Source organism: Rubrivivax gelatinosus, from assembly GCF_004340905.1.
GTDB lineage: Bacteria > Pseudomonadota > Gammaproteobacteria > Burkholderiales > Burkholderiaceae_C > Rubrivivax > Rubrivivax gelatinosus.
On sequence record NZ_SLXD01000001.1, the window covers coordinates 610,650 to 636,997 of the forward strand.

Consider the following 26,348-nt stretch of genomic DNA (forward strand, 5'->3'; position numbering starts at 1 on the left):
ATGAACCACCCCACCACCATCGGCGTCGATCTCGCGGCCGGGCCCGACGTCGCCGCCTTCATCCACTGGCCGCCGGCCCAGACGCCTCTGCCGGCGATCCTGGGCCTGTGCGGGCTGCCGGGCGCAGGCAAGGATGCCGCCGCCGAGGTGCTCCAGCGCCACGGCTGGCGCCGCATCGCCTTCGCCGACGCGCTGCGCCGCGAGATCTCCGAGGCCTGGGGCGTCGACGTGCGCCTGCTGCAGGACCGCGGCACCAAGGGCGTGCCGCTGGGCGCGCTGGCCATCTGCCGCTGCGCGGAGCCGGCGTTCATCGGCTGGGCCCGCCGCGAAGGCCTGGACCTCGCCGCCCCGCGCAGCCCGCGCTGGCTGATGCAGCGCTACGCGACCGAGTTCACTCGCGACCGCGATCCCGACTACTGGGTGCGCCAGGTGCGCGAGTGGCTGCTGCAGCAGCTGGGCGCCGGCGCGATGCGCCTGGTGATCACCGACGTGCGCTTCGGCAACGAAGCAGAGATGGTGCGTGCCCTCGGCGGCCGCCTGGTGCGCTTGCATCGCCGCGAGGTCGAAGTGCTGACGCCCGACACCGCCGACCACGCGAGCAACGCGCTGGAGCGCCTGCAACCCGAAGAGCACCTCTCGAACGACGGCAGCCTGCAGGCCCTGGCCGACGGCGTCGAGCAGCTGGTGCGCCAGCTCTTCGGCAATGCCGCCCTGGGAGGTGCCCGATGAGCCGCCGCCCGCAGTTCCGCCACACGCGGGAAGAGCTGCTCCACCGCATGGAGCTGAGGCAAGCGCGCCGCCGGCACCTGACGCCCGACCAGGTCAAGGCCCTGGCGCTGGCGCACCTGACGAACGTCGACGCGATCGCACGCGGCCAGGCCGACGCCGGCGTGCTCTGGGACCTCGCCGAGGCTGCCCTGCAGTGGAGCCTGGTCGCTGACGCGCTGCGCCAGCAGCACCCGGACAACGCCGACCTCGAGGAGGCCGCCGTCGGCATGCGCCAGCACCTGGACACAGCGATCGGCGTGGTGAAGCGCTGGTCGGCCACCGGCCGCATCGTCTTCCGGGGCCCGGAGCTGACCCAGGCGCGCGAGGCCATCGACTGGATGGATGCGCTGGCCGAGACCGTCGACCAGCTCACCGCGATCGCTTGCGCCATGCAGTGCCAGCGGATGCTGGATCCGCTGAAGAAGGCGCACCCGGCGCCGGCGGCGCGCCGCTCGGAACTGGCGGAGGCCGCCTGATGTCCACGATCAGAAGGCCTGCTCTGCGGTACCACGGTGGAAAGTTCCGACTTGCACCGTGGGTGGCGCAGTTCTTCCCGCCGCACTCGGCCTACGCCGAGCTGTTCGGCGGGGCGGCGTCGCTGCTGCTGCTCAAGCCGCCGGTTCCAGCGGAGGTCTACAACGACCTCGACGAGCGCGTTGTGAACTACTTCCGCGTGCTCCGGGACCCGGTGAAGTCTGCGGAGTTGCAGCGCCGCTGCTCGCTCACGCCGTATGCGCGCGCCGAGCTGGAGTGGTCTTTCGGCGAGCCCACTGACGATGTCGACGCCGCTCACCGGCTGGTCGTCCGGTCGTTTCTTGGCCACGGGTCGGACTCCGCTACGCGCGTCTCGCGCACCGGCTTTCGGGCCCGGCTCACCGACGGCCGTGCGCTGAACTCCGCGGAGTGGGCAACCTGGGCGAACTGCATCCCGGCGATGCGCGATCGCCTCATGCGCGTGCTGATCGAGAACGACCGCGCGGAGCGCATCGTCGACCGCATGGACGGGCCTGGCACGCTGTTCTACGCCGACCCGCCGTACTTGCACTCCACCCGCTCCGGCAAGACCGGCCGGTCGGGGAGCAACGGCTACTTGCACGAGATGTCCGACGAGGACCACGCAGCGCTGCTGGAGCGGCTGCGGGGGGCCGTCGGCATGGTCGTGCTCTCGGGCTATCCGAGCGCGCTCTACGACGAGACCCTGCAAGGCTGGGAACGTCACGAGCGCCGGGCCATCGCCGACTGCGCTGCGATCCGCACCGAGGTCGTGTGGATCAACCCTGCCTGCAGCGCCGCGCTGGCGCGCAGCCGCGGCGGCCTGTTCGAGGAGGCCGCTTGATGCGCGCCATTGACCTCTTCGCCGGCGCCGGCGGCTTCAGCACCGGCGCGAGCATGGCCGGCTGCCGCGTGCTCTGGGCCGCGAACCACTGGCCGGTGGCCGTCAAGTGGCACGCCGCGAATCACCCCGAGACCGAGCACGCTTGCCAGGACCTGCAGCAGGCCGACTTCCGCGCCGCGCCGGCGCACGACATCCTTCTGGCATCGCCGGCGTGCCAGGGCCATAGCCCGGCGCGCGGCAAGGACCGCCCGCACCACGACGCGCAGCGCGCAACCGCCTGGGCCGTGGTCTCCTGCGCCGAGGTCCACCGGCCGCCGGTCGTCGTCGTGGAGAACGTCCCGGCCTTTGCGGCCTGGGTGCTGTACCCGGCCTGGTGCGCCGCGATGCACGCGCTGGGCTACGCGCTCGCGCCGATGATCCTCGACGCTGCCGACGCCGGCGTGCCGCAGCAGCGCCGCCGCCTCTTCGTGGTCGCGACGCGTTCGCGTCACCCGATCGAGCTGCAGCTTCCGCGGCGCGAGCACCAGCCCGCCGCCGCGGCGATCGACTTCAGCGCCGGCCGCTGGTCGCCGATCGAGCGGCCGGGTCGCAGCGCGCGCACGCTGGCGCGCATCGCCGCCGGCCGCCGCAGTTTCGGCGCCCGCTTCGTCGCGCCGTACTACGGCAGCGGCAGCGGCGAGACCGGCCGCAGCCTGGGGCGACCCATCGGCACGCTGACGACGCGCGCGCGCTGGGCCGTCGTCGACGGCGAACGCATGCGGATGGTGCTCGCCACCGAGGGGCGCGAGCTGATGGGTCTGCCGGCCGGCTACCTGCTGCCGGCGAACGAGGCGACCGCCTGGCACCTGATCGGCCAAGCCGTCTGCCCGCCCCAGGCCGCGCAGCTGATCGACGCGATCCGGAGGGCCGCCTGATGTCCGTCTTCCACGTCGTCAGCTGCAGCGGTGGCAAGGACTCCGACGCCACGCTAGACCTCGCGCTGCGGCGGTTCCCCAAGAGCCGCGTCATCGCGATCTTCTGCGACACCGGCAACGAGCACGCCCTGGTCTACAGCCACCTCGAGTACCTGGAGTCTCGGCACGGCATCACGATCGTCCGGCTGATGGCGGACTTCGCCGAGGACATCGCCCGCAAGCGCATGTACATCGCCCGCGACGTCCGGACCCGTCGCGAGTACGACCGCGTGCCGCGGCTCGATGCGAGCGGCCGGCCGGTCTACCGCCGCACCAACGCCGGCGAGGTCGAACTTCGCGAGGTGAAGCGCGACGGAAAGACGGTGCTGGAGCCGGTGCCGCGCATGAAGAAGGCCGGCGGCCGGCGCGTCCGCTGGAGCAACAAGGCCAAGCGTCGCGCGCTGGAGACGCTGCATCCATCCGGCAACCCGTTCCTGGACCTCTGCATGCTGAAGGGGCGGTTCCCGAGCCGCAAGGCGCAGTTCTGCACACAGGAGCTGAAGACCATGATGGCCGTCGCCTTCCAGCTGGAGCTGGTTGAGCAGGGGCACCGTGTCGTCTCCTGGCAGGGCGTGCGGCGCGACGAGTCCCTGAATCGCGCGAAGGCGAAGCTGTTCGAGCGCATCGCTCCCAGGTTGTATGCCTACCGGCCGCTGGTCGAGTGGTCAGCGGTGCAGGTGTTTGCGCACCTGGCCGCTCACGACGTTCAGCCCAACGAGCTCTACCGGCTCGGCATGTCCCGCGTCGGCTGCATGCCGTGCATCAACGTCAACAAGGGCGAGCTGCGCGAGATCGCTGCGCGCTGGCCGGAAGAGATCGACCGCATCGCCGAGTGGGAGGCTCGTGTCGGCCGGTGCTCGAAGCACGGTTACTCAACCTTCATGACCGACGCGCACCCGGCCAAGGACCGCCGAGTCATCTTCGCCGAGCTGATGAACATCCGCGCGCGCGTCGAGTGGTCGAAGACCAGCCGCGGCGGAAAACAGATCGACCTGTTCGCCGACGCGCCGCCGGCGGCATGCAGCTCGGCTTACGGCCTCTGCGAGTGAACCGCCTGATGAGCCCCTTCGACCCGAACTACCGCGGCCAGGTTGCCGCCGAGCTGACCTCGCCCGCCGGCCGCGCCCGCGCCGAAGCCTCGCGCGCGGCGCGCCGCCGGCGCGAGCTGCAGCTGACGTCCGATGACCCGGCCCAGCGCTGGAACGCCAGCTGCGCCGTCGCCGGTCTCGGCGTCCCCAGCGACCCGGCCAAGGCCGCCCGAATCCGCAAGCCATCGCGGCTGTAGCCGCACAACAGAGGGAGTCCACACGATGTGCAAGAAGAGCTGCAGCGGCGCCTGCCGCTGCGCCAACGCCAGCAACGCGACGGCCGTCGACGCCGTCAACGCGCTCGGCGCCGCCCTATCGCAGCCGCCCGCCGGCGGCAAGCAGATGACCGACGAGTGGCTCGTCGAGCAAGCCGGCCGCGCGGCCTGGATCGCCGCGGCAGGTTTCGCGCCCGAGGCGCAGGAGGCCGCGTTCCTGCGCGGCATCGCCAACCGGGTGCTGATGAGCTTCGGCAGCGACCCCGCCGCCGCGCTGGCGATCCCGTTCAGCGGCCGCCTGCGCGCCGGCACCGAGGTCGTGCACCGGGAGGCTCCGACGTGCTGAAGCTGCTCAACGCCGCCGCGGCGGCGATCGGCTGGCTGACGGTCGTCGCCGCGCTGCTGGCGGCTGTCGGCATCGGCCGCTTCATCTGGGGCTTCGAGCTGGGCGGCGAGCCCGCGCAAGAGGCTGATCAACAACCCGCCGCGCTGCTGGCCAGCGCGCGCTGAGGAGCGATCCATGTGCAACTGCAGGAAGGAACTGGAGACAGCGCTCGCCGAGCACTACGCCAGGAAGAACCCGGGCATCTCCAACGTCCAGATCGAGCTTCAGGGCTACGGCTTCAGCATCGTGGACAACACGATGGTGATGATCGGGTGCATGCCCTACAAGGTCCAGGCTGTGCACCCGAAGAAGGACGGCGGGCACTCCGAGAAGCGCAAGACCGGGTTCATGCACTTCAAGCACTGCCCCTTCTGCGGCGACCTGTACCTGCCCGCGAAGACGCAGCCCGAAGCCGCCACGCCGGAGCCGGCCCATGCCGGTTGACCTGTCCGTCCTGCTCCCCGAGCTGCGCCAGGTCCTCGCCACCTTCCCGGGCGGCGCAACGCAGGCGACGGCGGCGGTGCAGCGTGCGCTGGAGGGCGTCGCGGTCGGCCGCGCGCTGCGCCGCTTCATCGAAGCGGCCACCCAGGCCGCGCCGGCGCTGCTGGCCGAGCTGGACCAGCACGGCGACCCCAAGCCCGCCGAGACGGACCTCGACGAGCTGATCAAGCACACCCTGCTCTTCTGCAAGTCGCCCGAAGTCGCGGCCCGCGCCGCGGCGCATGACGGCTGGATCGCCGGCTACCAGGCGGCGGCCGTCAAGGCTGCGGCGAAGAGCGACATCACCCAAGAGGCCCAAGATGGCATCTGACCGCCCCATCCTCTTCAGCGGCCCCATGGTCCGCGCGCTGCTGGCCGGCACCAAGACGCAGACGCGGCGGGTGGTCAAGCCGCAGCCGGTCGAGCATCCTGCCTTTGCTGGCGGCGCCTTCATTGAGCACAAGCGCCTCGGGCAGGTCGGCGTGGAAGCGCTGGTCGCCGATGTCATGACCTACGGCGCCCCCGGCGACCGGATGTGGGTGCGGGAGACGTTCCGGCGCGTTGACGGCCAGACCTTGCCTTGGATCGAGACCGACTACCGCGCCACCTACCAGCACGGGGACCGGCTCGGCGACCACTTCGGCGGCAAGCCGCGCTGGACGCCCGCGATCCACATGCCGCGACACGCCAGCCGCATCACGCTGGAGATCACCGGCGTGCGCGTCGAACGGCTGAAGGCGATCAGCGAGGCGGACGCGATCGCCGAGGGACTGATGCCGCTCGGCTCTGGAGCAGACCGTACATGGACGGTCGACGGCGACGCCGCGAGCGAGCACGAGGCTGCGCGCGACACCTACGCGTGGCTCTGGGAGCAGATCAACGGCGCCGGCTCGTGGGACGCGAATCCCTGGGTCTGGGCCACCACCTTCAAGCGCGTGGAGACCGCACGATGACCATCAACGCTTACCCCCTGCACTGGCCCGAAGGCTGGAAGCGCACCCCAGCCGGCGGCCGCCGGCCCGGTCACTTCGGCAAGCGCCGGCAGCAGCGCAACGGCGCCTACGCGATGCTCGAGGACCTCACGGTCACCGAGGCGGTGCGCCGCGTGCTCGAGGAGCTGCAGCGCATGGGCATCGACCGCCAGGATGTCGTCATCAGCACGAACGTGCGCACGCGCCTGGACGGCCTGCCGCGCGCCGGCGAACGTGCGCCAGAAGATCCCGGCGCTGCCGTCTACTGGCAGGAGCCGATCGGCGCGCGCCGCTGCATCGCCGTCGACCAGTACCTGCGCGTCGAGCACAACCTCGCCGCGATCGCCGCGACGCTGGACGCCATGCGGGCGATCGAGCGCCACGGCGGCGCCGCGATCCTGGAGCGCGCCTTCACCGGCTTCACGGCCCTGCCGGCGCCAGGCGCAGCGCGCGAGTGGTGGGAGGTCCTCGGCGTCGCACGCTCCAGCACGCTGGAGCAGGCCCGGGCCGCGTACCGGCGCCTCGCGGCGCTGCGGCACCCTGATCGCGGTGGCGACGCCCACGAGATGGCGGCGATCAACGCGGCCTGGCAGGCCGCCCAGGAAGCGATCGGGGGTGGCCGTGGCTGACAACCTCGACGTGGCAGGAGCGCGCTTCCAGCGCGCCGTGGAAGACCTGCTCGCTATCGACTACCCCACCGCGCTCTCCATCGTCACCGGCACCTTCGTGAGCTTGACGTTGGAAGTCATGCGTCGCCACGGCCACGAACCGAGCGGAGATGTTCGGATCGACGGAGGGGAGAACCGCGACATCACGATCCATGCGCCGAAGGCTGGAGGCGCTCGATGAGCAGATGGCCCAACGAGCGGTACCACGCAGAACCCGTGTACGACGTCCAAGACGGCGGCACCGGGGCGCATGCTCGTGAAATCACCGGCTGGGACGTGGTGAACAGCGAAGGCATCTACGAGGCAGGCCCGTTCATGAGCGAACCCGAGGCGGCGGCAGAAGCCGAACTCCTGAATCGGCGCGCGGCGTCGGCGCTGGAAGCCGGGAGGCCCCGTGGCTGAGCGACTGCCCCCGCAGCTGGCGCCGACTCGCGACGACCTGCAGCTGTCGCTAGCCGAGCTGCGGCACCGCGCGCCGCGCATGCCGTCCTCGCTGGACGAGGCGCTGGCCAGCCCGACCTGGCACAAGCTGATCCGCTGCCACGCCAGCGCCAGGCTGCGCGAGGCCTCGGCGCGGCCGCGCGCCGCGGCGGCGCCGCGGCGCCCGGTGCCGTCCTTCGACGCCCGGCGGGCCGCCGCCGGCGACCTGTGACCGCGCGTACCATGCCCCGCTGCCCAGCCGCCCGTCACGCCGCCGCGCGCCAGCTCGTCGAGATGCTGGCCGCGGACATCGCGCGCGAGCTGCTGGCCGCGACCCACTCCCGAGAAGCTCGCCCTAATGTCGTCGTCTTCCAACCCACCGCTGCGCGCGGTGCTCTACGCGCGGTACAGCAGCGACCGGCAGCGCGAAACGTCTATCGATGACCAGGTGCGCGCCGGGCGCGCCCTGATCGCGCGGGAGCGCTGGTCACTGGTCGGGGAGTGGGGAGACGAGGAGATCTCAGGTTCGGTACCGGTAGCGCTGCGCCCGGGCGGCAAGGCGCTGCTGGCCGCAGCCCTGGCCGGCCGCTTCGACGTCCTGGTGCTTGAGGGGCTGGACCGCTTGGCGCGCGAGCTGGGCGAGCAGGAGAGCATCGTGAAGCGCCTCGAGCACCGAGGCATCCGCATCGTCGGCACGGCCGACGGCTACGACAGCGGCGCGCGCGGCCGGAAGGTGATGCGGATCGCGCGCGGCCTGATCAACGAGCTGTACCTCGATGACCTGCGGGAGAAGACCCACCGCGGCTTGGCCGGGCAGTTCGACCGCGGCTACCACGTCGGCGGCGTCACCTACGGATACCGCTCCGAGGCGACAGACGGCGGCGCCGGCCGGCGCCTGGTCGTCGTCGAGGAAGAGGCGAAGGTCGTGCGGGAGATCTTCGAGGCCTACGCCGGAGGTGAGAGCGCCCGGGCGATCTGCCACCGGCTGAACGAGGAGGGCCAGCCGAGCCCGCGCGGCGGGACCTGGGCCGTCTCGGCGCTCGTCGGCGACCGCGCGCGCGGCGCCGGGCTCCTGAACAACGAGCTGTACGCGGGCAAGTTGATCTGGAACCGCCGCCAGTGGCTCAAGGACCCCGACAGCGGCAAGCGCCGCTACGTCGACCGCCCGCGCGAGGAGTGGCAGGTCCGGGAGGTCCCCGAGCTGCGCATCGTGCCGGCCGAGCTGTGGGACGCGGTGCGCGCCCGCGACCGGCGCCACGGCGCGCAGGGCAAGGGCGCGAAGCCGCGCACCCTCTTCGCCGGCATCCTGCGGTGCTCGAGCTGCGGCGGCCCGATGACGGCGATCGACGCACGCCGCTACGGGTGCAACGCCCACCATGACCGCGGGCCGGCCGTCTGCGCGAACCGCACGGCGTTCCGCCGGCGCGACGTCGACCAGGCGCTGCTCGGCGTCGTGCGTCAGGATCTGCTGGCCCCCGAGATGCTGGCGCACCTGCAGGCGAGCGTCAGGGCCGCCATCCGCGCGGCGACCGCGCAGGATTCGCGCGCGGCGAGGGCGGCTGCGGCGCGCCAGGCCGAGCTACGCGGCGAGATCTCGCGGCTGGTGGATGCTGTGGCCCGGGTCGGAATCAGCGACGCACTGCGCGCCCGACTGGAGGCCGCGGAGGCCGAGCTGGCCGCCCTGCAGGCGCCGCCGCGGCCGGTGGCCGACGTGGAACGGGCCGCCTCGCTGGCGCTGGCCGCCTACCGGCGCCGCCTGCTGGACCTGCAGGCCTCGCTCGAGCGCGCCTCCGACCGGGAGCGCACGCGCGAACTGCTCGCCGACATCGTCGGGCAGGTGCTGCTGCGGCGCGATGACGCCGGAGACTGGGCCGAAATGGAAGAGCCGGCACAGCGCTTGGCGCTGACCGGCTCTGCTTCTGGAACTGGTTGCGGGGGCAGGATTTGAACCTGCGACCTTTGGGTTATGAGCCCAACGAGCTACCAGACTGCTCCACCCCGCGACTGAGAAAGTGACTATAACACGCTTTCGTCGCACCGCGCTAGCCCCGGCCGCGCAAAGACGTGGATCGGCTCAAACGCGGTAGCGGTCGACCCAGTGGAAGTACATCGCCCAGCCGTGCGCCAGGCCCAGCGCCACCGGCAGCATCCACGCCGCGGACAGGAGGCCACGGCGCGCACGGCAGGGCACTTGCCGGATGCAGCGGGCCGCGAGTGCGACGCAGGCCAGCACCGCGACGGCGAGCATCAGCGCCCTCAGCCACGGCAGCACCGCCATGTTCACGCCCTCACCTCGCAGATAGGCAGCCGTCGGCTCGGTGAGGCCCAGGGTCAGCATCGCCACGCCCACCGGCAGCACGACGACGCTCGCCGGCCCGCCGGGCAGCGCGCCCCGGCAGGAAGCCGCCGCGAGCAGACGCCAGCTGCCGAGCCCGACGGCCAGGCCGCCGAGCATCCAGGCACCCAGCGCGGCGGCATCCAGCCACGCCTCCTGTCCGGCCTCCATCGGCCAGCGCGCCAGCCAGAACTCGGCCATCGCCTGCCGCAAGGACACGAAGCCGGGGTTGGCGCCCCATTGGAAGTAGGCCGGCGCGAGACCGAACAGGAAGACGTGCGTCGCGACCGCATGCCGATGCATCGCCGTGCGAGACAGCAACACCATCGGCAGCAGCACCGGCAGCAGCAATCCCCAGGCGAGGTAGCGGGCCGCAAGCGCGATGCGGTCCGTCGGGCTGGCCTGCAAAGGCGGCTTGGGCAGGACCGACGTGGCCGCGGGCGCCTCGCCGGGCGCACAGGCCTCGCCTTCGACGAAGCTCGACGCACCCCAGCCGTCGGAGAACAGGCGCACCTCCGGCGGCGGCGGTGGCAACACGGTCAGCACGACGGCGAGCGCCAGCAGCAGCCCGGCTCCCGCCAGCCACAGCAGCCGGACCGGGCTGCGGCGCGCAACCGCGGCCTGGATCGCCGCCATGATGCATTGCGCGCTTGAACGCTGCGGCCGGCCTGTCGCCGGCGCTGAAGCGGCTGTCGTCAGCATGGCGCCAGTCTAGATGCGACGCATTCGCGTCCTTTGGCCCAGGTCAGCGAGTCCAAGGACTTTGGGACGGGGGAACGTTTGGAGCGACCGCGAGCGGGCCGTCGGGAAGACGCCGGACATCGTCCGGCAGACGCCGCGTTGCGCGGCGCCGCAAACAAAAAGGCCGTCGATCTCTCGACGGCCCCTCGCCTTATTCGGCGGCTTCGGTGGTCTCTTCGGCCGGTTCCGGACGGTCGACCAGCTCGACGAAGGCCATCGGCGCGTTGTCGCCGACGCGGAAGCCCATCTTCAGGATGCGGGTGTAGCCGCCCGGACGAGCGGCGTAGCGCGGGCCGAGTTCGTTGAACAGCTTGGTGACGACTTCGCGATCGCGGGTGCGGTCGAACGCCAGGCGGCGGTTGGCCAGCGTCGGGGTCTTGCCCAGCGTGATCAGCGGCTCGACGACGGCGCGCAGTTCCTTGGCCTTCGGCACGGTCGTCTTGATCGCCTCGTGGCGGATCAGCGAGTTGGCCATGTTGCGCAGCATCGCGAGGCGATGGCTGCTGGTGCGGTTCAGTTTGCGGAGTCCGTGGCGGTGGCGCATGGCGCGTTCCTTCTTTGGTTATGACACCCCGGCCGTGTCAGGTACCGAGGCTGGACCGGGCCCCAAAGGCCCTTACGACACCGCGGCTCCCGTCACCGGGAGCCGCAGCGGTTTCTTGCAGCGGGGGCCGCGCGCGGCCCCGCGATCTCAACGCTTGTCGAGACCTTGCGGCGGCCAGTTCTCCAGGCGGGCGCCCAGGGTCAGCCCGCGCGAGGCCAGCACTTCCTTGATCTCGTTGAGCGACTTGCGACCCAGATTCGGGGTCTTCAGCAGCTCGGTCTCGGTGCGCTGGATCAGGTCGCCGATGTAGTAGATGTTCTCGGCCTTCAGGCAGTTGGCCGAACGCACCGTCAGCTCGAGCTCGTCGACCGGACGCAGCAGGATCGGGTCGAAATTCGGCGTGCGCTGCGGCTGCGGTTCGAAAATGTCGCTGACCTGGCCTTCGAGCTGCGCGAACACGGCGAGCTGCTCGACGAGGATCTTGGCCGACTGGCGGATCGCCTCTTCCGGCGTGATGGCGCCGTTGGTCTCGATCTCCATGACCAGCTTGTCGAGGTCGGTGCGCTGCTCGACGCGGGCGTTCTCGACCGCGTAGCTCACGCGCTTGACCGGCGAGAACGAGGCGTCGAGCACGATGCGGCCGATGGCCTTGGTCGGCTCGTCGCCGTAGCGGCGCAGGTTGCCGGGCACGTAGCCGCGGCCCTTCTCGACCTTGATCTGCATGTCGAGCTTGCCGCCTTGCGACAGGTGCGCGATCACGTGGTCGGGATTGATGATCTCGACGTCGTGCGGCGTCTGGATGTCGGCCGCGGTCACCGCGCCTTCACCTTCCTTGCGCAGCACCAGCGTGACTTCGTCGCGGTTGTGCAGACGGAACACCACGCCCTTGAGGTTGAGCATGATGTGAACAACGTCTTCCTGCACGCCGTCGATCGCGGAGTACTCGTGCAGCACGCCGGCGATCGTGACCTCCGTCGGCGCGTAGCCCACCATCGACGACAGCAGCACGCGGCGCAGAGCGTTGCCCAGCGTGTGGCCGTAGCCGCGCTCGAACGGTTCGAGCACCGCCTTGGCGCGATAGCCGCCGAGCGGCTCGACGTGGATGGCCTTGGGCTTCAGAAGAGTGGTTTGCATGGAGTGTGTGGTTTCCTGTCAATACCCTCGGCTCGTTACACCGATAAGGCTGATGGACCGCCGGGCTTTGTCTTGGAGCCGCTTCGCGCCCGGCAGGCGAAACGCCAGATGGAAACAACCGTCGACGCGACGGCCGGCACGAGCCGGCCGCAGCCGGTCAGCGGCTGTAGAGTTCGACGATCAGGGCTTCCTTGATCTCGGCGCCGAACTGGTCGCGATCCGGGACCTTCTTGAACACGCCTTCCATCTTGGCGGCGTCGACCTGCACCCACTCGCACTGGCCGATGGTCTGCGCCAGCTTCAGGGCGTCCTGGACGCGCAGCTGGGTCTTCGCCTTCTCGCGAACACCAACGACGTCGCCGGCCTTGACCATGTACGACGGGATGTTGACGACCTGGCCGTTGACCGTGATCGCCTTGTGCGAAACCAGCTGGCGCGATTCGGCGCGGGTCGAGCCGAAGCCCATGCGGTAGACGACGTTGTCCAGGCGCGATTCCAGCAGCGCCAGCAGGTTCGTACCGGTATTGCCCTTGCGGCGTTCGGCTTCGGCGAAGTAGCGGCGGAACTGGCGCTCGAGCACGCCGTACATGCGCTTGACCTTCTGCTTCTCGCGCAGCTGGACGCCGTAGTCGGAGGTGCGCGAGCCGCTGGTGCGGCCGTGCTGGCCGGGCTTGCTGTCGAACTTGGCCTTGTCGCCGATCGAGCGACGGGCGCTCTTCAGGAACAGGTCGGTGCCTTCACGGCGGGAGAGCTTGGCCTTCGGGCCGAGATAACGTGCCACTTCGTATCCTTCTTTGTTGCTGACGCGGCAGACCCCGCCGTCAGGCGGAGACCCGCGCGAGTCCTGCGCAGACGAATTGCTTCGTGCTCGTGGCGCGGACGGTGGGCTTGGGGTTCAAGGCTCGAGCCTTGAGGAAAAGAGCCGGCGAGCACAGTACGTGCCGCCGGCGTGCGATAAACCGCGGATTCTAGCACCGGCAGGATGAACCTGCCGGACACCCCTCAGATGCGACGACGCTTCTGGGGACGGCAGCCGTTGTGCGGAACCGGCGTCACGTCGCTGATCGACGTGATGCGGATGCCCAGCGACGCCAGAGCACGGACGCTGGACTCGCGGCCCGGGCCCGGGCCCTTGATGCGCACGTCCAGGTTCTTGATGCCCTGTTCCTGCGCAGCACGGCCGGCGTTCTCGGCCGCGACCTGAGCAGCGAACGGCGTGCTCTTGCGCGAACCCTTGAAACCCTGGCCGCCGCTGGAGGCCCACGCCAGCGCACCGCCTTGGCGGTCCGTGATCGTGATGATGGTGTTGTTGAACGACGCGTGGACGTGCGCAATGCCATCCGCAATGTTCTTGCGGATCTTCTTGCTGACGCGACGCGCGGCGTTGTTGACGGGTGACTTGGCCATGTAGATCTTCCTCGTGCGTGGCGGCGGCTTACTTCTTCAGCGCGGCAGCACCCTTGCGCGGACCCTTGCGGGTACGGGCGTTGGTGCGGGTGCGCTGGCCGCGCACCGGCAGGCCGCGGCGATGACGGAAGCCGCGGTAGCAACCGAGGTCCATCAGACGCTTGATGTTGATCGACAGCTCGCGGCGCAGGTCGCCTTCGATGGTCAGACGGCCGATCTCCTCGCGGATCTTCTCCAGCTCGGAATCGTTGAGGTCCTTGACCTTCTTCGAGTAGGGAATGCCCGCCGCGTCGCAGATCTTCTGCGCCGTCGTACGGCCGATGCCGTAGATCGAGGTCAGGCCGATTTCCGCATGCTTGTGCGGCGGGATATTGATACCGGCGATACGTGCCATGTTCTTCCTCTGACTATCAGCCTTGACGCTGCTTGTGGCGCGGGTCGGTGCAGATCACGCGCACGACGCCCTTGCGTCGGATGATCTTGCAGTTGCGGCACATCTTCTTGACCGAAGCTGCGACTTTCATGGTCTTCTCCTTGACCTCACTTGGCGCGGAACACGATCCGCGCGCGACTCAAATCGTAGGGGGTGAGTTCGACCGTCACCTTGTCACCCGGCAGGATTCGGATGTAGTGCATCCGCATCTTCCCGGAGATGTGGCCGAGCACCACGTGCCCGTTCTCCAGCTTCACTCGGAAGGTGGCGTTGGGGAGGTTCTCAAGAATCTCCCCCTGCATCTGAATGACGTCGTCCTTGGCCATTTCGCATCAGCCCGCCTTGAAGTTCGCCTTCTTGAGCAGGCTTTCGTACTGCTGGCTCATCACGTAGCTCTGGACCTGGGCCCAGAAATCCATCGTCACGACCACGATGATCAGCAGAGACGTGCCACCAAAGTAGAACGGAACGTTGTACTTCAGGACCAGGAACTCGGGCAGCAGGCAGACCGCCGTGATGTACACCGCGCCGGCCAATGTCAGGCGCGACAGGATTCGGTCGATGTACTTCGCGGTTTGGTCGCCTGGGCGGATGCCCGGGATGAACGCGCCACTCTTCTTCAGGTTGTCGGCCGTCTCGCGGCTGTTGAACACGAGCGCCGTGTAGAAGAAGCAGAAGAACACGATCATGCCCGCATAGAGCATCACGTAGATCGGCTGCCCCGGCGACAGAGCGCTCGAGATGTCCTTCAGCCAACGCATCCCCTCGCCGGTGGCGAACCAGCCGACGATCGTGGCAGGCAGCAGGATGATCGACGAGGCGAAGATCGGCGGGATCACGCCCGACATGTTCAGCTTCAGCGGCAGGTGCGACGACTGACCGCCATACACCTTGTTTCCGACCTGGCGCTTGGCGTAGTTCACCAGGATCTTGCGCTGCCCGCGCTCGACGAACACCACCACGAAGGTGACGGCGACGACGACCGCACAGATGAACAGGCTGGCGATGATGCTCATCGCGCCGGTACGCACCAGCTCGAAGAGCCCGCCGATGGCGCTCGGCAGTCCCGCGACGATGCCGGCGAAGATCAGGATCGAGATGCCGTTGCCCAGGCCGCGTTCGGTGATCTGCTCGCCCAGCCACATCAGGAACATCGTGCCGGCCACCAGGCTCACGACCGCCGTCATGCGGAAGCCAAAGCCGGGCGACAGCACCAGACCCTGCGAGCCTTCGAGGGCCAGGGCGATGCCCAGGCTCTGGAAGATCGCCAGGAACAGCGTGCCGTAGCGCGTGTACTGCGTGATCTTGCGGCGACCCGCCTCGCCTTCCTTCTTCAGCGCCTCGAGAGAGGGCACGACGTAGGTCATCAACTGCATGATGATCGACGCCGAGATGTAGGGCATGATGCCCAGCGCGAAGACGGTGAAGCGCGACAGGGCGCCACCGCTGAACATGTTGAACAGGTTCAGGATGCCGCCGCCCTGACCCTGGAACAGCTGCTGCAGCTGGTTCGGGTCGATGCCGGGCACGGGGATGTGCGCACCGATGCGGTAGACCACCAAGGCCAGCAGCAGGAAGATGATCCGGCGACGCAAGTCGCCGAACTTCCCGCTCTTGGCCAGCTGGTTCGCGGAGGTTGCCACGGGCTACGCGTCCCTCTTAGGCGAAGACGCCGCCGACGGCTTCGATCGCCACCTTGGCGCCGGCGGTCGCGCCGATGCCCTTGAGCGTCACCTTGCGGGTGATCTCGCCGCTCTTGACGACCTTGACATGCTTGACGATCTGGCGCACCAGGCCGGCGGCCTTGAGCACGAGCAGATCGACCTCGTCGACGCCCAGCGCCTCGAGTTCGGCCAGGGTGATCTCGCCGTTGTACTTCAGCTGCTGCGACTTGAAGCCGCGCTTGGGAAGACGGCGTTGCAGCGGCATCTGGCCGCCTTCGAAACCGACCTTGTGGAAGCCGCCGGCACGCGACTTCTGGCCCTTGTGACCACGACCGGCGGTCTTGCCCAGACCCGAGCCGATGCCGCGGCCGACACGACGGCGCGCCTTCTTGCTGCCCTCGGCGGGCTTGAGGTTGTTGATCTGCATTACAGCACCTTCACCAGGTACGAGACCTTGTTGATCATCCCGCGCACGGCAGGCGTGTCTTCCAGGACGCTTTGGCTGTTCAGCTTGCGCAGGCCCAGGCCACGCACGGTGGCGCGATGCGACTCGCGCGTACCGGCGACGCTGCGGACGAGCTTGACCGTGAGGGTCTTCTTGTCGGACATGAGGCTTCTCCGGCGCGGGGTCAGTTGAAGAGGTCTTCGACCGACTTGCCACGCTTGGCGGCCACTTCGGCCGGCGTGGTGGAGCGCTTCAGCGCGTTCAGCGTCGCGCGCACCATGTTGTACGGGTTGGTCGAGCCGTGGCTCTTGGCGACGATGTCCGTCACGCCCATCACTTCGAAGACGGCGCGCATCGGGCCGCCGGCGATGATGCCGTCACCCTGCTTGGCCGGGGCCATCAGGACCTTGGCCGCACCGTGCTCGCCTTCGACCTTGTGGTGGATCGTGCCGTTCTTCAGCGCGACCTTGACCATGTTGCGGCGGGCCGATTCCATGGCCTTCTGCACCGCGACCGGCACTTCCTTGGCCTTGCCCTTGCCCATGCCGATGCGGCCGTCGCCGTCGCCGACGACAGTCAGCGCCGCGAAACTCAGCGTGCGGCCACCCTTGACGACCTTGGTGACGCGGTTGACCGCGATCATCTTTTCCTTCAGGCCGTCGTCGTTGCCTTCGGTCTGCTGGCGGGGAGTGAACTTTGCCATTTCGAGTCTTCCTTTGCGCCCGTCAGAACTGCAGGCCGGCTTCGCGAGCCGCTTCGGCCAGCGCCTTGACGCGGCCGTGGTAGGCGAAGCCCGCGCGGTCGAACGCGACCTTCTCGACGCCGGCGGCCTTGGCCTTCTCGGCGATGCGCTTGCCGATCAGGGCGGCCGCTTCGGTGTCGCCACCCTTGCCCGCACCCAGCTGCTCGCGGACTTCCTTCTCGGCGGTCGAGGCGGAGACGAGGATCTTGCTGCCGTCTTCGGAGAAGACGCTGGCGTAGATGTGCAGGTTGGAGCGGAAGACGCTCAGGCGCGCGACGCCCTGCTGGGCGATGCGCAGCCGGGTCTGACGCGAACGACGCAGGCGCTGTTCCTTCTTCGTCATCATGGTGCGCTCCTTACTTCTTCTTCGTTTCCTTGAGGATCACGCGCTCGTCCGCATAGCGGATGCCCTTGCCCTTGTACGGCTCGGGCGGACGGAAGGCGCGGACCTCGGAGGCGATCTGACCGACACGTTGGCGGTCGGCGCCCGAGATGACGATTTCGGTCTGGGTCGGGGTGGCGACCTTGACGCCCTCGGGCATCTCCTTCACCACCGGGTGCGAGAAACCGATCTGCAGGTTGAGCTTCTGGCCCTGGGCCTGGGCACGGAAGCCCACGCCAACCAGCGTCAGCTTCTTCTCGAAGCTCTTGGCGACGCCGTTGACCATGTTGGCCACCAGCGCACGCATCGTGCCGCTCATCGCGTCGGCCGCAGCCGTGTCGTCGACGGGCACGAAGCTCAGCTTGCCGGCTTCGTACTTGATCGTCACGAGCGGGTTCAGGTCACGCACCAGCGTGCCGTTGGCGCCCTTGACGGTGATCTTGTCGGCCGAGATCGCGACGTCCACGCCTTGCGGGACGGCGACCGGCATCTTTCCTACGCGGGACATGTCGTTCGTCCTTGGGTTAGGCCACGTAGCACAGGACTTCGCCACCGACACCGGTCTGGCGAGCCTTGCGGTCGGTCATCACGCCCTTGGGGGTCGTGACGATCGCCACGCCCAGGCCGTTCATGACCTGCGGAATCTCGTCGCGGCCCTTGTAGATGCGCAGACCCGGGCGGCTGACGCGTTCGATGCGCTCGATCACCGGACGGCCGGCGTAGTACTTCAGCGAGATCTCGAGTTCGCTCTTGCCGCCCTCGGCCTTCACGACGAAACCGTCGATGTAGCCTTCGTCCTTCAGGACTTGCGCGATCGCGACCTTGAGCTTCGACGACGGCATCGTGACCGCGGCCTTCTCAACGCTCTGGGCGTTGCGAATGCGGGTCAGCATGTCGGCGATGGGATCACTCATGCTCATAAAAAATCTCCTTCGCGGCTTGCCGAATCACCAGCTGGCCTTGACCATGCCGGGGATGTCGCCCTTGAAGGCGAGCTCGCGGATCTTGTTGCGGCCCAGGCCGAACATGCGGAACGTGCCGCGCGGACGACCCGTCAGGGCGCAGCGGTTGCGCAGGCGGGTCGGGTTCGCGTTTCGCGGCAGCTTCTGCAGCTCGAGACGGGCGAGGTAGCGCTCCTCGTCCGAACGCTGCGCGTCGTCGATGATGGCCTTCAGCTCGGCGTACTTCTTGGCGTACTTGGCGACCAGCTTCTCGCGCTTTTCTTCGCGCTGCTTGAGGGACAGTTTGGCCATGGCTTGCCTTCAGTTCTTGAACGGGAACTTGAACGCGGCGAGCAGTGCCTTGCACTCGTCGTCGCTCTTCGCGCTGGTCGTGATGCTGATGTTCAGCCCGCGGATCGCGTCGATCTTGTCGTACTCGATCTCGGGGAAGATGATCTGTTCCTTGACGCCGATGTTGTAGTTGCCGCGGCCATCGAACGCGCGGCCGGAAATGCCGCGGAAGTCGCGCACGCGCGGCAGCGCCACGGTGACGAAACGGTCCAGGAATTCGTACATGCGCACACCGCGCAGCGTGACCATGCAGCCGATGGGCACGTTTTCGCGGATCTTGAAGCCCGCGATGGCCTTGCGGCTCTTGGTGACGACCGGCTTCTGGCCGGAGATCTTGGTCAGGTCGCCGACGGCGTGGTCCATCACCTTCTTGTCGGCAACGGCCTCGCTCACGCCCATGTTCAGCGTGATCTTCTCGAGGCGCGGAACCTGCATCACCGAGGTGTAGCCGAACTTCTTCATCAGCTCGGGGACGATCTGCTCGCGATACAGGGCTTGCAGACGCGACGTCGCGGAAGCTTGAGTCTTTGCCATGGTGCTTACGCCTTGATCTCTTCGCCGCTGGACTTGAAGACGCGGGTCTTCTTGTCGCCGTCGATCTTGATGCCGACGCGATCGGCCTTGCCGGTGGCGGCGTTGTAGATGGCGACGTTGGACTGGTGGATCGGCATCGCCTTGTCGATGACGCCGCCGGTCGTGCCCTTCATCGGGTTCGGCTTCACATGCTTCTTGACCATGTTCACGCCGTCGACGAGCAGGTGATCGTCGTCGACGCGCTGGGTCACGGTGCCGCGCTTGCCCTTGTCACGGCCGGTCAGCACGATGACCTGGTCGCCTTTACGAATCTTGTTCATGAGTGTCGAACCTCGAATCTGTCGTTCGCGCGTCAGAGGACTTCAGGCGCCAGCGACACGATCTTCATGAAGCGCTCGCTGCGCAGTTCGCGCGTGACGGGCCCGAAGATGCGGGTGCCGATGGGCTCGAGCTTGGCGTTGAGCAGCACGGCGGCATTGCCGTCGAACTTGATCAGCGAGCCGTCCTGGCGACGCACGCCCTTGGCGGTGCGAACGACGACGGCCGAATAGACCTCGCCCTTCTTCACGCGACCACGGGGAGCGGCTTCCTTGATGCTGACCTTGATGACGTCGCCGATGCCGGCATAGCGCCGCTTGGAGCCGCCGAGCACCTTGATGCACATGACGGACTTGGCACCCGTGTTGTCGGCCACGTCGAGCCGCGATTGCATTTGGATCATTGTTCGTACCCCAACTTCTCCCCGCGCCACCCGATCGCTCGAGTCTTGCTGGTCAGTCTTGGGCCCGTGTCTGGGTAGATCTGGGCTGATCCGATCCGGCGGCTTTCGCGTCGGCCGCGCCGCGTGGGCGCACAACACAAAAACCGCCATTTCGGCGAAGCCACGGATTATGCCGGCTTCATCGCCAGCATGTCAAGCGTTTCTGTCGGCGCAGATTCAATCGGCACGCAGGCGCCGCAACATCGCCTCCGCGCTGCTGACCTCGAACTTGCCGGCTGCCTCGACGTCGAGGGTGCGCACCACGCCGTCGACGACCAGCATGGCATAACGCGCCGAACGCAGACCCATGCCGCGTGAACCGAGGTCCAGCGTCAGGCCGGTCGCACGCGCGAAGTCACCGTTGCCGTCGCCCATCATGCGCACCGCGCCCTGCGTGCCCAGCTGCCGGCCCCACGCCCCCATCACGAAGGCGTCGTTGACCGACACGCACCAGACCTCGTCGACGCCGGCGGCCCGGAAGTCCGCCGCGTGGGCGACATAGCCCGGCACGTGACGTTCGGAGCACGTCGGCGTGAACGCGCCCGGCAAACCGAAGACGACGATCGTCCTGCCGGAGGTCGCCCTGTCGGTGTCGACCCCGCTGGGCCCGAGCGCACAGCCCTCGGTGGCGACGTCGACATACTCGTAGAGCTGCGCGGCGGGCAGCCGGTCCCCGATCTTCAGCATGAAGCCTCCTCGTGTTCCTCGCCGGCACAACGAAAAACGGCCGGCGCCGGAGTATCCGACGACGGCCGTTCGGGAGCGGCAGGGCGGGTCTTAGACCAGCTTGGCCTTCTCGACGAGGCGGGTCACGACCCAGCTCTTGGTCTTGCTGATCGGACGCCCTTCGGCGATCTCGACCAGGTCGCCCATCTTGTACTCGCCCTTTTCGTCATGGGCGTGGTACTTGCGCGAGCGCGCCACGATCTTGCCGTAGAGCTCGTGCGCGGCGCGGCGCTCGACCAGGACCGTGACGGTCTTGGCGCGCTTGTCGCTCACGACGCGGCCGATCAGCGTGCGCGTGTTCTTCACCGGAGCGGTGGTCTGGGTGTCGCTCATTTCGCGGCCCTCTTCTTCTCGGCCAGGATGGTCTTGGCGCGGGCGATGTCGCGGCGGGTCTTGCCCAGCTGCGAGTTGTTGCTCAGCTGCTGGGTCGCCTTCTGCATGCGCAGCCCGAAGTGGGCCTTCAGCAGATCGGAGACTTCCTTTTCCAGCGCCGCGACGTCCTTGGAACGCAGTTCGGATGCTTTCATCTTCGCTTCCCTTGGCGTTACAGGCCGACCTGGCGGGCGACGAAGGTGCAACGCAGCGGCAGCTTCGCGGCCGCCAGCGTGAACGCCTCGCGCGCCAGCGCTTCGGGAACACCGTTGATCTCGTACAGCACCTTGCCCGGCTGGATCTCGGCGACGTAGAACTCGGGGTTGCCCTTGCCGTTACCCATGCGGACTTCAGCCGGCTTCTGCGAAATCGGCTTGTCCGGGAAGATGCGGATGAAGATGCGACCGCCCCGCTTGATGTGGCGCGAGATCGCGCGGCGAGCCGCTTCGATCTGGCGCGCGGTGATGCGGCCGCGCTCGGTGGCCTTCAGACCGAATTCGCCGAACGAGACGTTGTTGCCCCGCGTGGCGATGCCGGTGTTGCGGCCCTTGTGTTCCTTACGGAACTTGCGACGTGCAGGTTGCAGCATCGTTATTCTCCTTTGGTCTCGCCGCCGGCAGCCGGAGCGCCGGCGCGACGCACGCGCTTGACGGCCGGACCACCCTTGCCGTCACCGGCAGGGGCCGCCGACGGAGCAGCGTCGGCACGCGGGCCACGATCGCCACCCGGACGGCCACGGCCGGCACCCGGACGGTCACCGCCCGGACGCGGACCACGGCGCGGACGGCGCTCGTCGTCACCTTCGGTCTTCGCCAGCTGCGGCGCTTCGCCGTTGGCCAGGCGGTCGCCGCGGTAGACCCACACCTTGACGCCGATGACGCCGTAGGTGGTCTTGGCTTCGGAGAAGCCGTAGTCGATGTCGGCCTTGAGGGTGTGCAGCGGCACGCGACCTTCGCGATACCACTCGGTACGCGCGATCTCGATGCCGTTCAGACGACCGGCGGACATGATCTTGATGCCCTGCGCGCCCAGGCGCATCGCGTTCTGCATCGCGCGCTTCATCGCGCGGCGGAACATGATGCGCTTCTCGAGCTGCTGGGTGATCGAGTCGGCGATCAGCTGGGCATCGACTTCGGGCTTGCGCACTTCCTCGATGTTGACCGCGACCGGCACGCCCAGACGCTTGGTCAGCTCGGCCTTCAGGTTCTCGATGTCCTCGCCCTTCTTGCCGATCACGACGCCCGGACGAGCCGAGAAGATCGTGATGCGGGCGTTCTTGGCCGGACGCTCGATCAGGATGCGCGAGACCGCCGCGTTCTTCAGCTTGGTCTTCAGGTAGTCACGAACCTGCAGGTCTTCGGCCAGCATGCCGGCGAAGTTGCGGTTCGAGGCGAACCAGCGCGAGCCCCAGGCCCGCGTGACGCTCAGCCGGAAGCCGGTCGGATGGATTTTTTGTCCCATGTCTTTTCCAGCTCCTCAGTTGCCGACAGTCACGAAGATGTGGCAGGTCGGCTTGCTGATGCGGTTGCCGCGACCCTTCGCTCGGGCCGAGAAACGCTTCAGCGTGGCGCCTTGCTCGACGTAGATCGACTTGATCTTCAGCTCGTCGATGTCCGCGCCGTCGTTGTGCTCCGCGTTGGCCACCGCCGACTCGACCGCCTTCTTGATGATGACGGCGGCCTTCTTCGGCGTGAACGTGAGGATGTTGATCGCCTGGTCGACCTTCTTGCCGCGGATCATGTCCGCCACCAGCCGACCCTTGTCGGCCGAGAGGCGCACACCGCGGACGATTGCCTTGGTTTCCATGCTCTTCGTCCCCTTAGCGCTTGGCCTTCTTGTCGGCCGGGTGACCCTTGAACAGACGGGTCAGCGCGAACTCGCCGAGCTTGTGGCCGACCATCTGGTCGGTCACGTACACGGGAACGTGCTGCTTGCCGTTGTGCACGGCGACGGTCAGGCCGATGAACTCGGGCAGGATCGTCGAACGGCGCGACCAGGTCTTGATCGGCTTCTTGTCCTTGTTGGCGGAGGCCTTCTCGACCTTGGCCATCAGGTGGTGGTCCACGAAGGGACCCTTCTTGAGTGAACGTGCCATGTTCTACGGCCTCACTTCTTGCGGCGCGAGACGATCATCGTCTGCGTGCGCTTGTTGCTGCGCGTGCGGTAGCCCTTGGTCAGCGTGTTCCACGGGGACACCTGAGGCTGGCCTTCGCCGGTGCGGCCTTCGCCGCCGCCGTGCGGGTGGTCGACCGGGTTCATGGCAACGCCGCGGACGGTCGGGCGGATGCCCTTCCAGCGGATCGCACCGGCCTTGCCGTACTGGCGCAGGTTGTGCTCTTCGTTGCTGACCTCGCCGATCGTGGCGCGGCAGTCGATGTGGATCTTGCGGACTTCACCCGAGCGCAGGCGGACCTGAGCGTAGATGCCTTCGCGAGCCATCAGCGTGACGCTGGCGCCAGCCGAACGCGCGATCTGCGCGCCCTTGCCCGGCAGCATCTCCACGCAGTGGATCGTCGAACCCACGGGGATGTTGCGGATCGGCAGGGTGTTGCCGGCCTTGATCGGGGCTTCCGCGCCCGACAGCAGCGTGGCACCGGCTTCGACACCGCGCGGGGCGATGATGTAGCGGCGCTCGCCGTCGGCGTAGCACAGCAGCGCGATGTGGGCGGTGCGGTTCGGGTCGTACTCGATGCGTTCGACCTTCGCCGGGATGCCGTCCTTGTTGCGCACGAAATCGACGACGCGGTAGTGGTGCTTATGGCCACCACCCTTGTGCCGCATCGTGATGATGCCGCGGTTGTTGCGGCCCGCGTTCTGCTTCTGCGGCTCGAGCAGCGAAGCTTCCGGGGCACCCTTGTGCAGGTGCTTGTGCACCACCTTCGTCACGGCACGGCGGCCGGGCGACGTCGGCTTGACCTTGATGACAGCCATTTACGCGGCCTCCCCGGAGAAGTTGAGCTCCTGGCCCGGCTTCAGCGCCACGTACGCCTTCTTGACGTGATCGCGGCGGCCGACGGTGCGGCCGAAGCGCTTGACCTTGCCCTTCTGCACGGTCGTCGTGACCGAAGCCACCTCGACCTTGAACATCAGCTCCACCGCGGCCTTGATCTCGGGCTTGGTGGCGTCACGCAGGACCTTGAACAGGACCTGGTTGTGCTTCTCGGCGACGCTGGTGGCCTTCTCGGAGATGATCGGAGCGACCAGCACCTTGGCCAGGCGGCCTTCGTCGAACTTTTGCGGGGCGCTCATGCGAACATCTCCTTGAGCTGCTCGATCGCGCCCTTGGTCACCAGGACCTTCTTGTAGAAGACCAGCGACAGCGGATCGGCGTAGCGCGGCTCGACGACGAGCACGTTGGCCAGGTTGCGCGAGGCCAGCGCGAGGTTGTCGTCGATCTGGTCGGCGATCACCATCACCGACTCCAGGCCCATGGCCTTGAGCTTCTGGGCCAGCAGCTTGGTCTTGGGCGCATCGACCGTCAGCGAATCCACCACCGCCAGACGGCCGTCACGGGCCAGCTGCGAGAGGATGGACGCCATGCCGGCGCGGTACATCTTCTTGTTGACCTTGTGCGAGAAGTTCTCGTCCGGGCGGTTCGGGAAGATGCGACCACCCCCACGCCACAGCGGCGAGGAGGTCATGCCGGCGCGAGCGCGACCGGTGCCCTTCTGGCGGAACGGCTTCTTCGTCGAGTGCTTGACCTCGCCGCGGTCGAGCTGGGCACGGGTGCCCTGGCGCGCGTTGGCCTGGTAGGCGACGACGACCTGGTGCACGAGCGCTTCGTTGTAGTCACGCGCGAACAGCGTGTCCGGCGCGTCGACCTTGGCCGTGGCCTGGCCTTGTTCGTTCAGGAGCTCGAGTTGCATCACTGGGCCCCCTTCTTCAGCTTGACCTTGACGGCGGGACGCACGACGACGTGGCCGTTCTTGGCACCCGGCACGGCACCGCGAACGAGCAGCAGCGAACGCGCTTCGTCGACGCGGACGATGTCCAGGTTCTGGGTGGTGACGGTCTCGTCGCCCATGTGACCGGTCATCTTCTTGCCCGGGAACACGCGACCCGGATCCTGGGCCATCGAGATCGAGCCCGGCACGTTGTGCGAACGGCTGTTGCCGTGCGACGCGCGCTGCGAGCCGAAGTTGTGGCGCTTGATGGTGCCGGCGTAGCCCTTGCCGATCGAGGTGCCCTGCACGTCGACCCGCTGGCCCGCAGCAAACAGGTTCACCGGCACGACGGCGCCCGGCTGGTACTGCCCGGCGATCTCGGCGGTGACGCGGAATTCCTTCAGGACTTCGCCCCCCTCGACACCGGCCTTGGCCAGGTGCCCGGCTGCGGGCTTGTTGACGCGGCTCGCCTTACGGGCGCCGAACGCGACTTGCAGCGCGCTGTAGCCGTCGGTGGCCACCGTCTTGACTTGCGTGACGCGGTTGTTGGACACGTCGAGCACCGTCACGGGGATGGCGTCGCCATCATCCGTGAAGATGCGCATCATGCCCACCTTGCGGCCCAGCAAGCCGAGCTGTTCGCTCATGCTCATGGTCATTTCTCCAGCGCCCAACTTGGCGGAAGGACGCCTTTGTTCACGATCCCGACATCGATTGGCCGGGGTGATGTCCTGACGGACCGGCGGGAAAGACCCGCGCAACCCATGCGGACGAAATCCCCGAGCTCGGCCATCAAGGCCGAAGTCGGGGAAAGCCGTTGATTGTAGCAGCAGCCGAAGCCGCTGCGCCAATCCGGTTTACTGCAGCTTGATTTCGACGTCGACGCCGGCGGGCAGGTCGAGCTTCATCAGCGCGTCGACCGTCTTGTCGGTCGGGTCGACGATGTCCATCAGGCGCTGGTGGGTGCGGATCTCGAACTGGTCGCGGCTGGTCTTGTTGACGTGCGGCGAACGCAGGATGTCGAAACGCTGCAGACGCGTCGGCAGGGGCACCGGGCCCTTGACGATGGCGCCGGTGCGCTTGGCGGTGTCGACGATCTCGAGGGCCGACTGGTCGATCAGCTTGTAATCGAAGGCCTTCAGGCGGATGCGGATCTTTTGCTTCGTGGACATGGTGTTCCTCTTTGCAGAGCGCCCCCCCGTCGCCGCTAGGGCGACGGGCGCGCAAATGGTGGCCGGAGAGCGGGACGTTCACGGGTTCCCCGGGAACGTCCCGTAGCCCCCTCGGGGGGCGGCCTACGCGCGCGCCGTAGCGCGCGCAGCAGGCCGGGGGTCCACGTTTATTCGATGATCTTCGCGACGACGCCGGCGCCGACGGTGCGACCACCTTCACGGATGGCGAAGCGCAGGCCTTCTTCCATCGCGATCGGGGCGATCAGCTTCACCGTGATCGACACGTTGTCGCCCGGCATCACCATTTCCTTGTCCTTCGGCAGCTCCACCGCGCCCGTCACGTCCGTCGTGCGGAAGTAGAACTGCGGACGGTAGTTGTTGAAGAACGGCGTGTGACGGCCGCCTTCTTCCTTGCTCAGGACGTAGATCTCGGCCGTGAAGTGCGTGTGCGGCTTGACCGAACCCGGCTTGCACAGCACCTGACCACGCTCGACTTC

At 68.0% G+C, this 26,348-nt stretch carries 48 protein-coding genes and 1 tRNA gene; 16 read left to right on the top strand and 33 right to left on the bottom strand.

The window, feature by feature from the left end; translation table 11 throughout:
* The 16 genes from EV684_RS02970 to EV684_RS03040 all read left to right on the top strand — a co-directional run bounded on the left by EV684_RS02970 (position 1) and on the right by EV684_RS03040 (position 9,232).
* Positions 1 to 729: a deoxynucleotide monophosphate kinase family protein gene (locus EV684_RS02970; RefSeq protein WP_132644703.1), complete on the top strand. Its 729-nt coding sequence runs from the start codon at positions 1 to 3 to the stop codon at positions 727 to 729.
* Entirely contained in the window at positions 726 to 1,244 is a 519-nt protein-coding gene (locus tag EV684_RS02975; RefSeq protein ID WP_132644704.1) for a hypothetical protein, read from the top strand. Before EV684_RS02970 ends, EV684_RS02975 begins: the two co-directional genes overlap by 4 nt.
* Positions 1,244 to 2,104 carry a DNA adenine methylase gene (locus EV684_RS02980; RefSeq protein WP_132644705.1) on the top strand — a complete coding sequence of 287 codons (861 nt, stop codon included), beginning with the start codon at positions 1,244 to 1,246 and terminating at the stop codon, positions 2,102 to 2,104. The genes EV684_RS02975 and EV684_RS02980 overlap by 1 nt, the downstream gene beginning before the upstream one ends.
* Positions 2,104 to 3,018 carry a DNA cytosine methyltransferase gene (locus EV684_RS02985; RefSeq protein ID WP_132644706.1) on the top strand — a complete coding sequence of 305 codons (915 nt, stop codon included), beginning with the start codon at positions 2,104 to 2,106 and terminating at the stop codon, positions 3,016 to 3,018. Before EV684_RS02980 ends, EV684_RS02985 begins: the two co-directional genes overlap by 1 nt.
* Positions 3,018 to 4,106, top strand: a complete 1,089-nt coding sequence (locus tag EV684_RS02990; RefSeq protein WP_132644707.1) for a phosphoadenosine phosphosulfate reductase domain-containing protein — start codon at positions 3,018 to 3,020, stop codon at positions 4,104 to 4,106. The genes EV684_RS02985 and EV684_RS02990 overlap by 1 nt, the downstream gene beginning before the upstream one ends.
* Before the next feature lie 8 nt (positions 4,107 to 4,114).
* Positions 4,115 to 4,342, top strand: coding sequence for a hypothetical protein (locus EV684_RS02995; RefSeq protein ID WP_132644708.1), 228 nt, complete (start codon positions 4,115 to 4,117; stop codon positions 4,340 to 4,342).
* A 25-nt stretch (positions 4,343 to 4,367) separates the two neighbouring features.
* Positions 4,368 to 4,706 (top strand): hypothetical protein, encoded by a 339-nt coding sequence (locus tag EV684_RS03000; protein WP_132644709.1) that lies wholly within the window; start codon positions 4,368 to 4,370, stop codon positions 4,704 to 4,706.
* Entirely contained in the window at positions 4,700 to 4,870 is a 171-nt protein-coding gene (locus EV684_RS23905; RefSeq protein ID WP_165908377.1) for a hypothetical protein, read from the top strand. Before EV684_RS03000 ends, EV684_RS23905 begins: the two co-directional genes overlap by 7 nt.
* A gap of 10 nt (positions 4,871 to 4,880) precedes the next feature.
* On the top strand, positions 4,881 to 5,189 hold the full coding sequence (locus EV684_RS03005; protein WP_132644710.1) for a hypothetical protein: 309 nt from the start codon (positions 4,881 to 4,883) through the stop codon (positions 5,187 to 5,189).
* The gene (locus EV684_RS03010) at positions 5,179 to 5,556 is read left to right on the top strand and encodes a hypothetical protein (protein ID WP_132644711.1); all 378 of its coding nucleotides are present in this window, start codon (positions 5,179 to 5,181) and stop codon (positions 5,554 to 5,556) included. The genes EV684_RS03005 and EV684_RS03010 overlap by 11 nt, the downstream gene beginning before the upstream one ends.
* Positions 5,546 to 6,178 carry a hypothetical protein gene (locus EV684_RS03015; protein ID WP_132644712.1) on the top strand — a complete coding sequence of 211 codons (633 nt, stop codon included), beginning with the start codon at positions 5,546 to 5,548 and terminating at the stop codon, positions 6,176 to 6,178. The genes EV684_RS03010 and EV684_RS03015 overlap by 11 nt, the downstream gene beginning before the upstream one ends.
* Positions 6,175 to 6,825, top strand: a complete 651-nt coding sequence (locus EV684_RS03020; RefSeq protein WP_200222281.1) for a DnaJ domain-containing protein — start codon at positions 6,175 to 6,177, stop codon at positions 6,823 to 6,825. The genes EV684_RS03015 and EV684_RS03020 overlap by 4 nt, the downstream gene beginning before the upstream one ends.
* Positions 6,818 to 7,045 (top strand): hypothetical protein, encoded by a 228-nt coding sequence (locus tag EV684_RS03025; protein ID WP_132644713.1) that lies wholly within the window; start codon positions 6,818 to 6,820, stop codon positions 7,043 to 7,045. Before EV684_RS03020 ends, EV684_RS03025 begins: the two co-directional genes overlap by 8 nt.
* A 35-nt stretch (positions 7,046 to 7,080) precedes the next feature.
* Positions 7,081 to 7,266, top strand: coding sequence for a hypothetical protein (locus EV684_RS03030; protein ID WP_132644714.1), 186 nt, complete (start codon positions 7,081 to 7,083; stop codon positions 7,264 to 7,266).
* Positions 7,259 to 7,516: a hypothetical protein gene (locus EV684_RS03035; RefSeq protein WP_132644715.1), complete on the top strand. Its 258-nt coding sequence runs from the start codon at positions 7,259 to 7,261 to the stop codon at positions 7,514 to 7,516. The genes EV684_RS03030 and EV684_RS03035 overlap by 8 nt, the downstream gene beginning before the upstream one ends.
* Positions 7,517 to 7,642: 126 nt before the next feature.
* Positions 7,643 to 9,232, top strand: coding sequence for a recombinase family protein (locus EV684_RS03040; RefSeq protein WP_132644716.1), 1,590 nt, complete (start codon positions 7,643 to 7,645; stop codon positions 9,230 to 9,232).
* Here the strand turns inward: EV684_RS03040 and EV684_RS03045 are convergent.
* The 33 genes from EV684_RS03045 to EV684_RS03205 all read right to left on the bottom strand — a co-directional run.
* A tRNA-Met gene (locus tag EV684_RS03045) sits at positions 9,211 to 9,287 on the bottom strand. The genes EV684_RS03040 and EV684_RS03045 overlap by 22 nt on opposite strands.
* A gap of 71 nt (positions 9,288 to 9,358) precedes the next feature.
* Complete coding sequence (locus tag EV684_RS03050; RefSeq protein ID WP_242478392.1) at positions 9,359 to 10,255, bottom strand: hypothetical protein; 897 nt, start codon at positions 10,253 to 10,255, stop codon at positions 9,359 to 9,361.
* Positions 10,256 to 10,511: 256 nt separating this feature from the next.
* A complete protein-coding gene (rplQ, locus tag EV684_RS03055) occupies positions 10,512 to 10,904 on the bottom strand; it encodes a 50S ribosomal protein L17 (RefSeq protein ID WP_132644717.1) in 393 nt (130 codons plus the stop codon).
* Positions 10,905 to 11,051: 147 nt separating this feature from the next.
* Positions 11,052 to 12,038, bottom strand: a complete 987-nt coding sequence (locus EV684_RS03060) for a DNA-directed RNA polymerase subunit alpha (protein WP_132644718.1) — start codon at positions 12,036 to 12,038, stop codon at positions 11,052 to 11,054.
* Between the two features lie 157 nt (positions 12,039 to 12,195).
* Entirely contained in the window at positions 12,196 to 12,819 is a 624-nt protein-coding gene (gene rpsD, locus EV684_RS03065; RefSeq protein WP_132644719.1) for a 30S ribosomal protein S4, read from the bottom strand.
* 221 nt (positions 12,820 to 13,040) lie between these two features.
* Positions 13,041 to 13,445 carry a 30S ribosomal protein S11 gene (gene rpsK, locus EV684_RS03070; protein WP_043810869.1) on the bottom strand — a complete coding sequence of 135 codons (405 nt, stop codon included), beginning with the start codon at positions 13,443 to 13,445 and terminating at the stop codon, positions 13,041 to 13,043.
* A gap of 28 nt (positions 13,446 to 13,473) precedes the next feature.
* Positions 13,474 to 13,839, bottom strand: a complete 366-nt coding sequence (rpsM, locus tag EV684_RS03075) for a 30S ribosomal protein S13 (RefSeq protein WP_132644720.1) — start codon at positions 13,837 to 13,839, stop codon at positions 13,474 to 13,476.
* A 16-nt stretch (positions 13,840 to 13,855) separates the two neighbouring features.
* Positions 13,856 to 13,969: a 50S ribosomal protein L36 gene (rpmJ, locus tag EV684_RS03080; protein ID WP_009548427.1), complete on the bottom strand. Its 114-nt coding sequence runs from the start codon at positions 13,967 to 13,969 to the stop codon at positions 13,856 to 13,858.
* A 16-nt stretch (positions 13,970 to 13,985) separates the two neighbouring features.
* A complete protein-coding gene (gene infA, locus EV684_RS03085; RefSeq protein WP_009855680.1) occupies positions 13,986 to 14,204 on the bottom strand; it encodes a translation initiation factor IF-1 in 219 nt (72 codons plus the stop codon).
* 6 nt (positions 14,205 to 14,210) lie between these two features.
* On the bottom strand, positions 14,211 to 15,521 hold the full coding sequence (gene secY / locus EV684_RS03090) for a preprotein translocase subunit SecY (RefSeq protein WP_132644721.1): 1,311 nt from the start codon (positions 15,519 to 15,521) through the stop codon (positions 14,211 to 14,213).
* Positions 15,522 to 15,537: 16 nt separating this feature from the next.
* Complete coding sequence (gene rplO, locus EV684_RS03095; RefSeq protein ID WP_132644722.1) at positions 15,538 to 15,969, bottom strand: 50S ribosomal protein L15; 432 nt, start codon at positions 15,967 to 15,969, stop codon at positions 15,538 to 15,540.
* Positions 15,969 to 16,151, bottom strand: a complete 183-nt coding sequence (rpmD, locus tag EV684_RS03100; RefSeq protein ID WP_132644723.1) for a 50S ribosomal protein L30 — start codon at positions 16,149 to 16,151, stop codon at positions 15,969 to 15,971. Before rpmD ends, rplO begins: the two co-directional genes overlap by 1 nt.
* A gap of 20 nt (positions 16,152 to 16,171) precedes the next feature.
* Positions 16,172 to 16,690, bottom strand: a complete 519-nt coding sequence (gene rpsE / locus EV684_RS03105; RefSeq protein ID WP_132644724.1) for a 30S ribosomal protein S5 — start codon at positions 16,688 to 16,690, stop codon at positions 16,172 to 16,174.
* Positions 16,691 to 16,712: 22 nt separating this feature from the next.
* Positions 16,713 to 17,075, bottom strand: a complete 363-nt coding sequence (gene rplR, locus EV684_RS03110; protein ID WP_132644725.1) for a 50S ribosomal protein L18 — start codon at positions 17,073 to 17,075, stop codon at positions 16,713 to 16,715.
* A gap of 10 nt (positions 17,076 to 17,085) precedes the next feature.
* Complete coding sequence (rplF, locus tag EV684_RS03115; protein WP_132644726.1) at positions 17,086 to 17,619, bottom strand: 50S ribosomal protein L6; 534 nt, start codon at positions 17,617 to 17,619, stop codon at positions 17,086 to 17,088.
* A 16-nt stretch (positions 17,620 to 17,635) separates the two neighbouring features.
* Entirely contained in the window at positions 17,636 to 18,031 is a 396-nt protein-coding gene (gene rpsH, locus EV684_RS03120) for a 30S ribosomal protein S8 (protein ID WP_132644727.1), read from the bottom strand.
* 27 nt (positions 18,032 to 18,058) lie between these two features.
* Entirely contained in the window at positions 18,059 to 18,364 is a 306-nt protein-coding gene (rpsN, locus tag EV684_RS03125; protein WP_132644728.1) for a 30S ribosomal protein S14, read from the bottom strand.
* Between the two features lie 9 nt (positions 18,365 to 18,373).
* Positions 18,374 to 18,937, bottom strand: coding sequence for a 50S ribosomal protein L5 (gene rplE / locus EV684_RS03130; RefSeq protein ID WP_132644729.1), 564 nt, complete (start codon positions 18,935 to 18,937; stop codon positions 18,374 to 18,376).
* Positions 18,938 to 18,942: 5 nt separating this feature from the next.
* Positions 18,943 to 19,257: a 50S ribosomal protein L24 gene (rplX, locus tag EV684_RS03135; RefSeq protein ID WP_132644730.1), complete on the bottom strand. Its 315-nt coding sequence runs from the start codon at positions 19,255 to 19,257 to the stop codon at positions 18,943 to 18,945.
* A 32-nt stretch (positions 19,258 to 19,289) separates the two neighbouring features.
* Positions 19,290 to 19,658, bottom strand: coding sequence for a 50S ribosomal protein L14 (gene rplN / locus EV684_RS03140; RefSeq protein WP_009855669.1), 369 nt, complete (start codon positions 19,656 to 19,658; stop codon positions 19,290 to 19,292).
* Positions 19,659 to 19,874: 216 nt separating this feature from the next.
* A complete protein-coding gene (locus tag EV684_RS03145) occupies positions 19,875 to 20,384 on the bottom strand; it encodes a peroxiredoxin (protein ID WP_132644731.1) in 510 nt (169 codons plus the stop codon).
* A gap of 90 nt (positions 20,385 to 20,474) precedes the next feature.
* Positions 20,475 to 20,756, bottom strand: coding sequence for a 30S ribosomal protein S17 (rpsQ, locus tag EV684_RS03150; protein ID WP_132644732.1), 282 nt, complete (start codon positions 20,754 to 20,756; stop codon positions 20,475 to 20,477).
* Entirely contained in the window at positions 20,753 to 20,950 is a 198-nt protein-coding gene (gene rpmC, locus EV684_RS03155) for a 50S ribosomal protein L29 (RefSeq protein ID WP_132644733.1), read from the bottom strand. Before rpmC ends, rpsQ begins: the two co-directional genes overlap by 4 nt.
* A gap of 17 nt (positions 20,951 to 20,967) precedes the next feature.
* A complete protein-coding gene (gene rplP, locus EV684_RS03160) occupies positions 20,968 to 21,384 on the bottom strand; it encodes a 50S ribosomal protein L16 (protein ID WP_132644734.1) in 417 nt (138 codons plus the stop codon).
* Positions 21,385 to 21,386: 2 nt separating this feature from the next.
* Positions 21,387 to 22,256 (bottom strand): 30S ribosomal protein S3, encoded by an 870-nt coding sequence (gene rpsC / locus EV684_RS03165; protein ID WP_132644735.1) that lies wholly within the window; start codon positions 22,254 to 22,256, stop codon positions 21,387 to 21,389.
* A 15-nt stretch (positions 22,257 to 22,271) separates the two neighbouring features.
* Positions 22,272 to 22,601, bottom strand: coding sequence for a 50S ribosomal protein L22 (gene rplV / locus EV684_RS03170; protein ID WP_009855663.1), 330 nt, complete (start codon positions 22,599 to 22,601; stop codon positions 22,272 to 22,274).
* A gap of 13 nt (positions 22,602 to 22,614) precedes the next feature.
* Positions 22,615 to 22,890: a 30S ribosomal protein S19 gene (gene rpsS / locus EV684_RS03175; protein ID WP_009855662.1), complete on the bottom strand. Its 276-nt coding sequence runs from the start codon at positions 22,888 to 22,890 to the stop codon at positions 22,615 to 22,617.
* A gap of 11 nt (positions 22,891 to 22,901) precedes the next feature.
* Complete coding sequence (rplB, locus tag EV684_RS03180; RefSeq protein WP_132644736.1) at positions 22,902 to 23,726, bottom strand: 50S ribosomal protein L2; 825 nt, start codon at positions 23,724 to 23,726, stop codon at positions 22,902 to 22,904.
* Positions 23,727 to 24,044 carry a 50S ribosomal protein L23 gene (gene rplW, locus EV684_RS03185; RefSeq protein WP_132644737.1) on the bottom strand — a complete coding sequence of 106 codons (318 nt, stop codon included), beginning with the start codon at positions 24,042 to 24,044 and terminating at the stop codon, positions 23,727 to 23,729.
* The gene (gene rplD / locus EV684_RS03190) at positions 24,041 to 24,661 is read right to left on the bottom strand and encodes a 50S ribosomal protein L4 (RefSeq protein WP_132644738.1); all 621 of its coding nucleotides are present in this window, start codon (positions 24,659 to 24,661) and stop codon (positions 24,041 to 24,043) included. The genes rplW and rplD overlap by 4 nt, the downstream gene beginning before the upstream one ends.
* The gene (gene rplC, locus EV684_RS03195; RefSeq protein ID WP_132644739.1) at positions 24,661 to 25,332 is read right to left on the bottom strand and encodes a 50S ribosomal protein L3; all 672 of its coding nucleotides are present in this window, start codon (positions 25,330 to 25,332) and stop codon (positions 24,661 to 24,663) included. The genes rplD and rplC overlap by 1 nt, the downstream gene beginning before the upstream one ends.
* A gap of 204 nt (positions 25,333 to 25,536) precedes the next feature.
* Complete coding sequence (gene rpsJ / locus EV684_RS03200) at positions 25,537 to 25,851, bottom strand: 30S ribosomal protein S10 (RefSeq protein WP_009855657.1); 315 nt, start codon at positions 25,849 to 25,851, stop codon at positions 25,537 to 25,539.
* A gap of 167 nt (positions 25,852 to 26,018) precedes the next feature.
* A partial coding sequence (locus EV684_RS03205) for an EF-Tu C-terminal domain-related protein (protein WP_455710414.1) occupies positions 26,019 to 26,348 on the bottom strand: 330 nt, incomplete at its 5' end.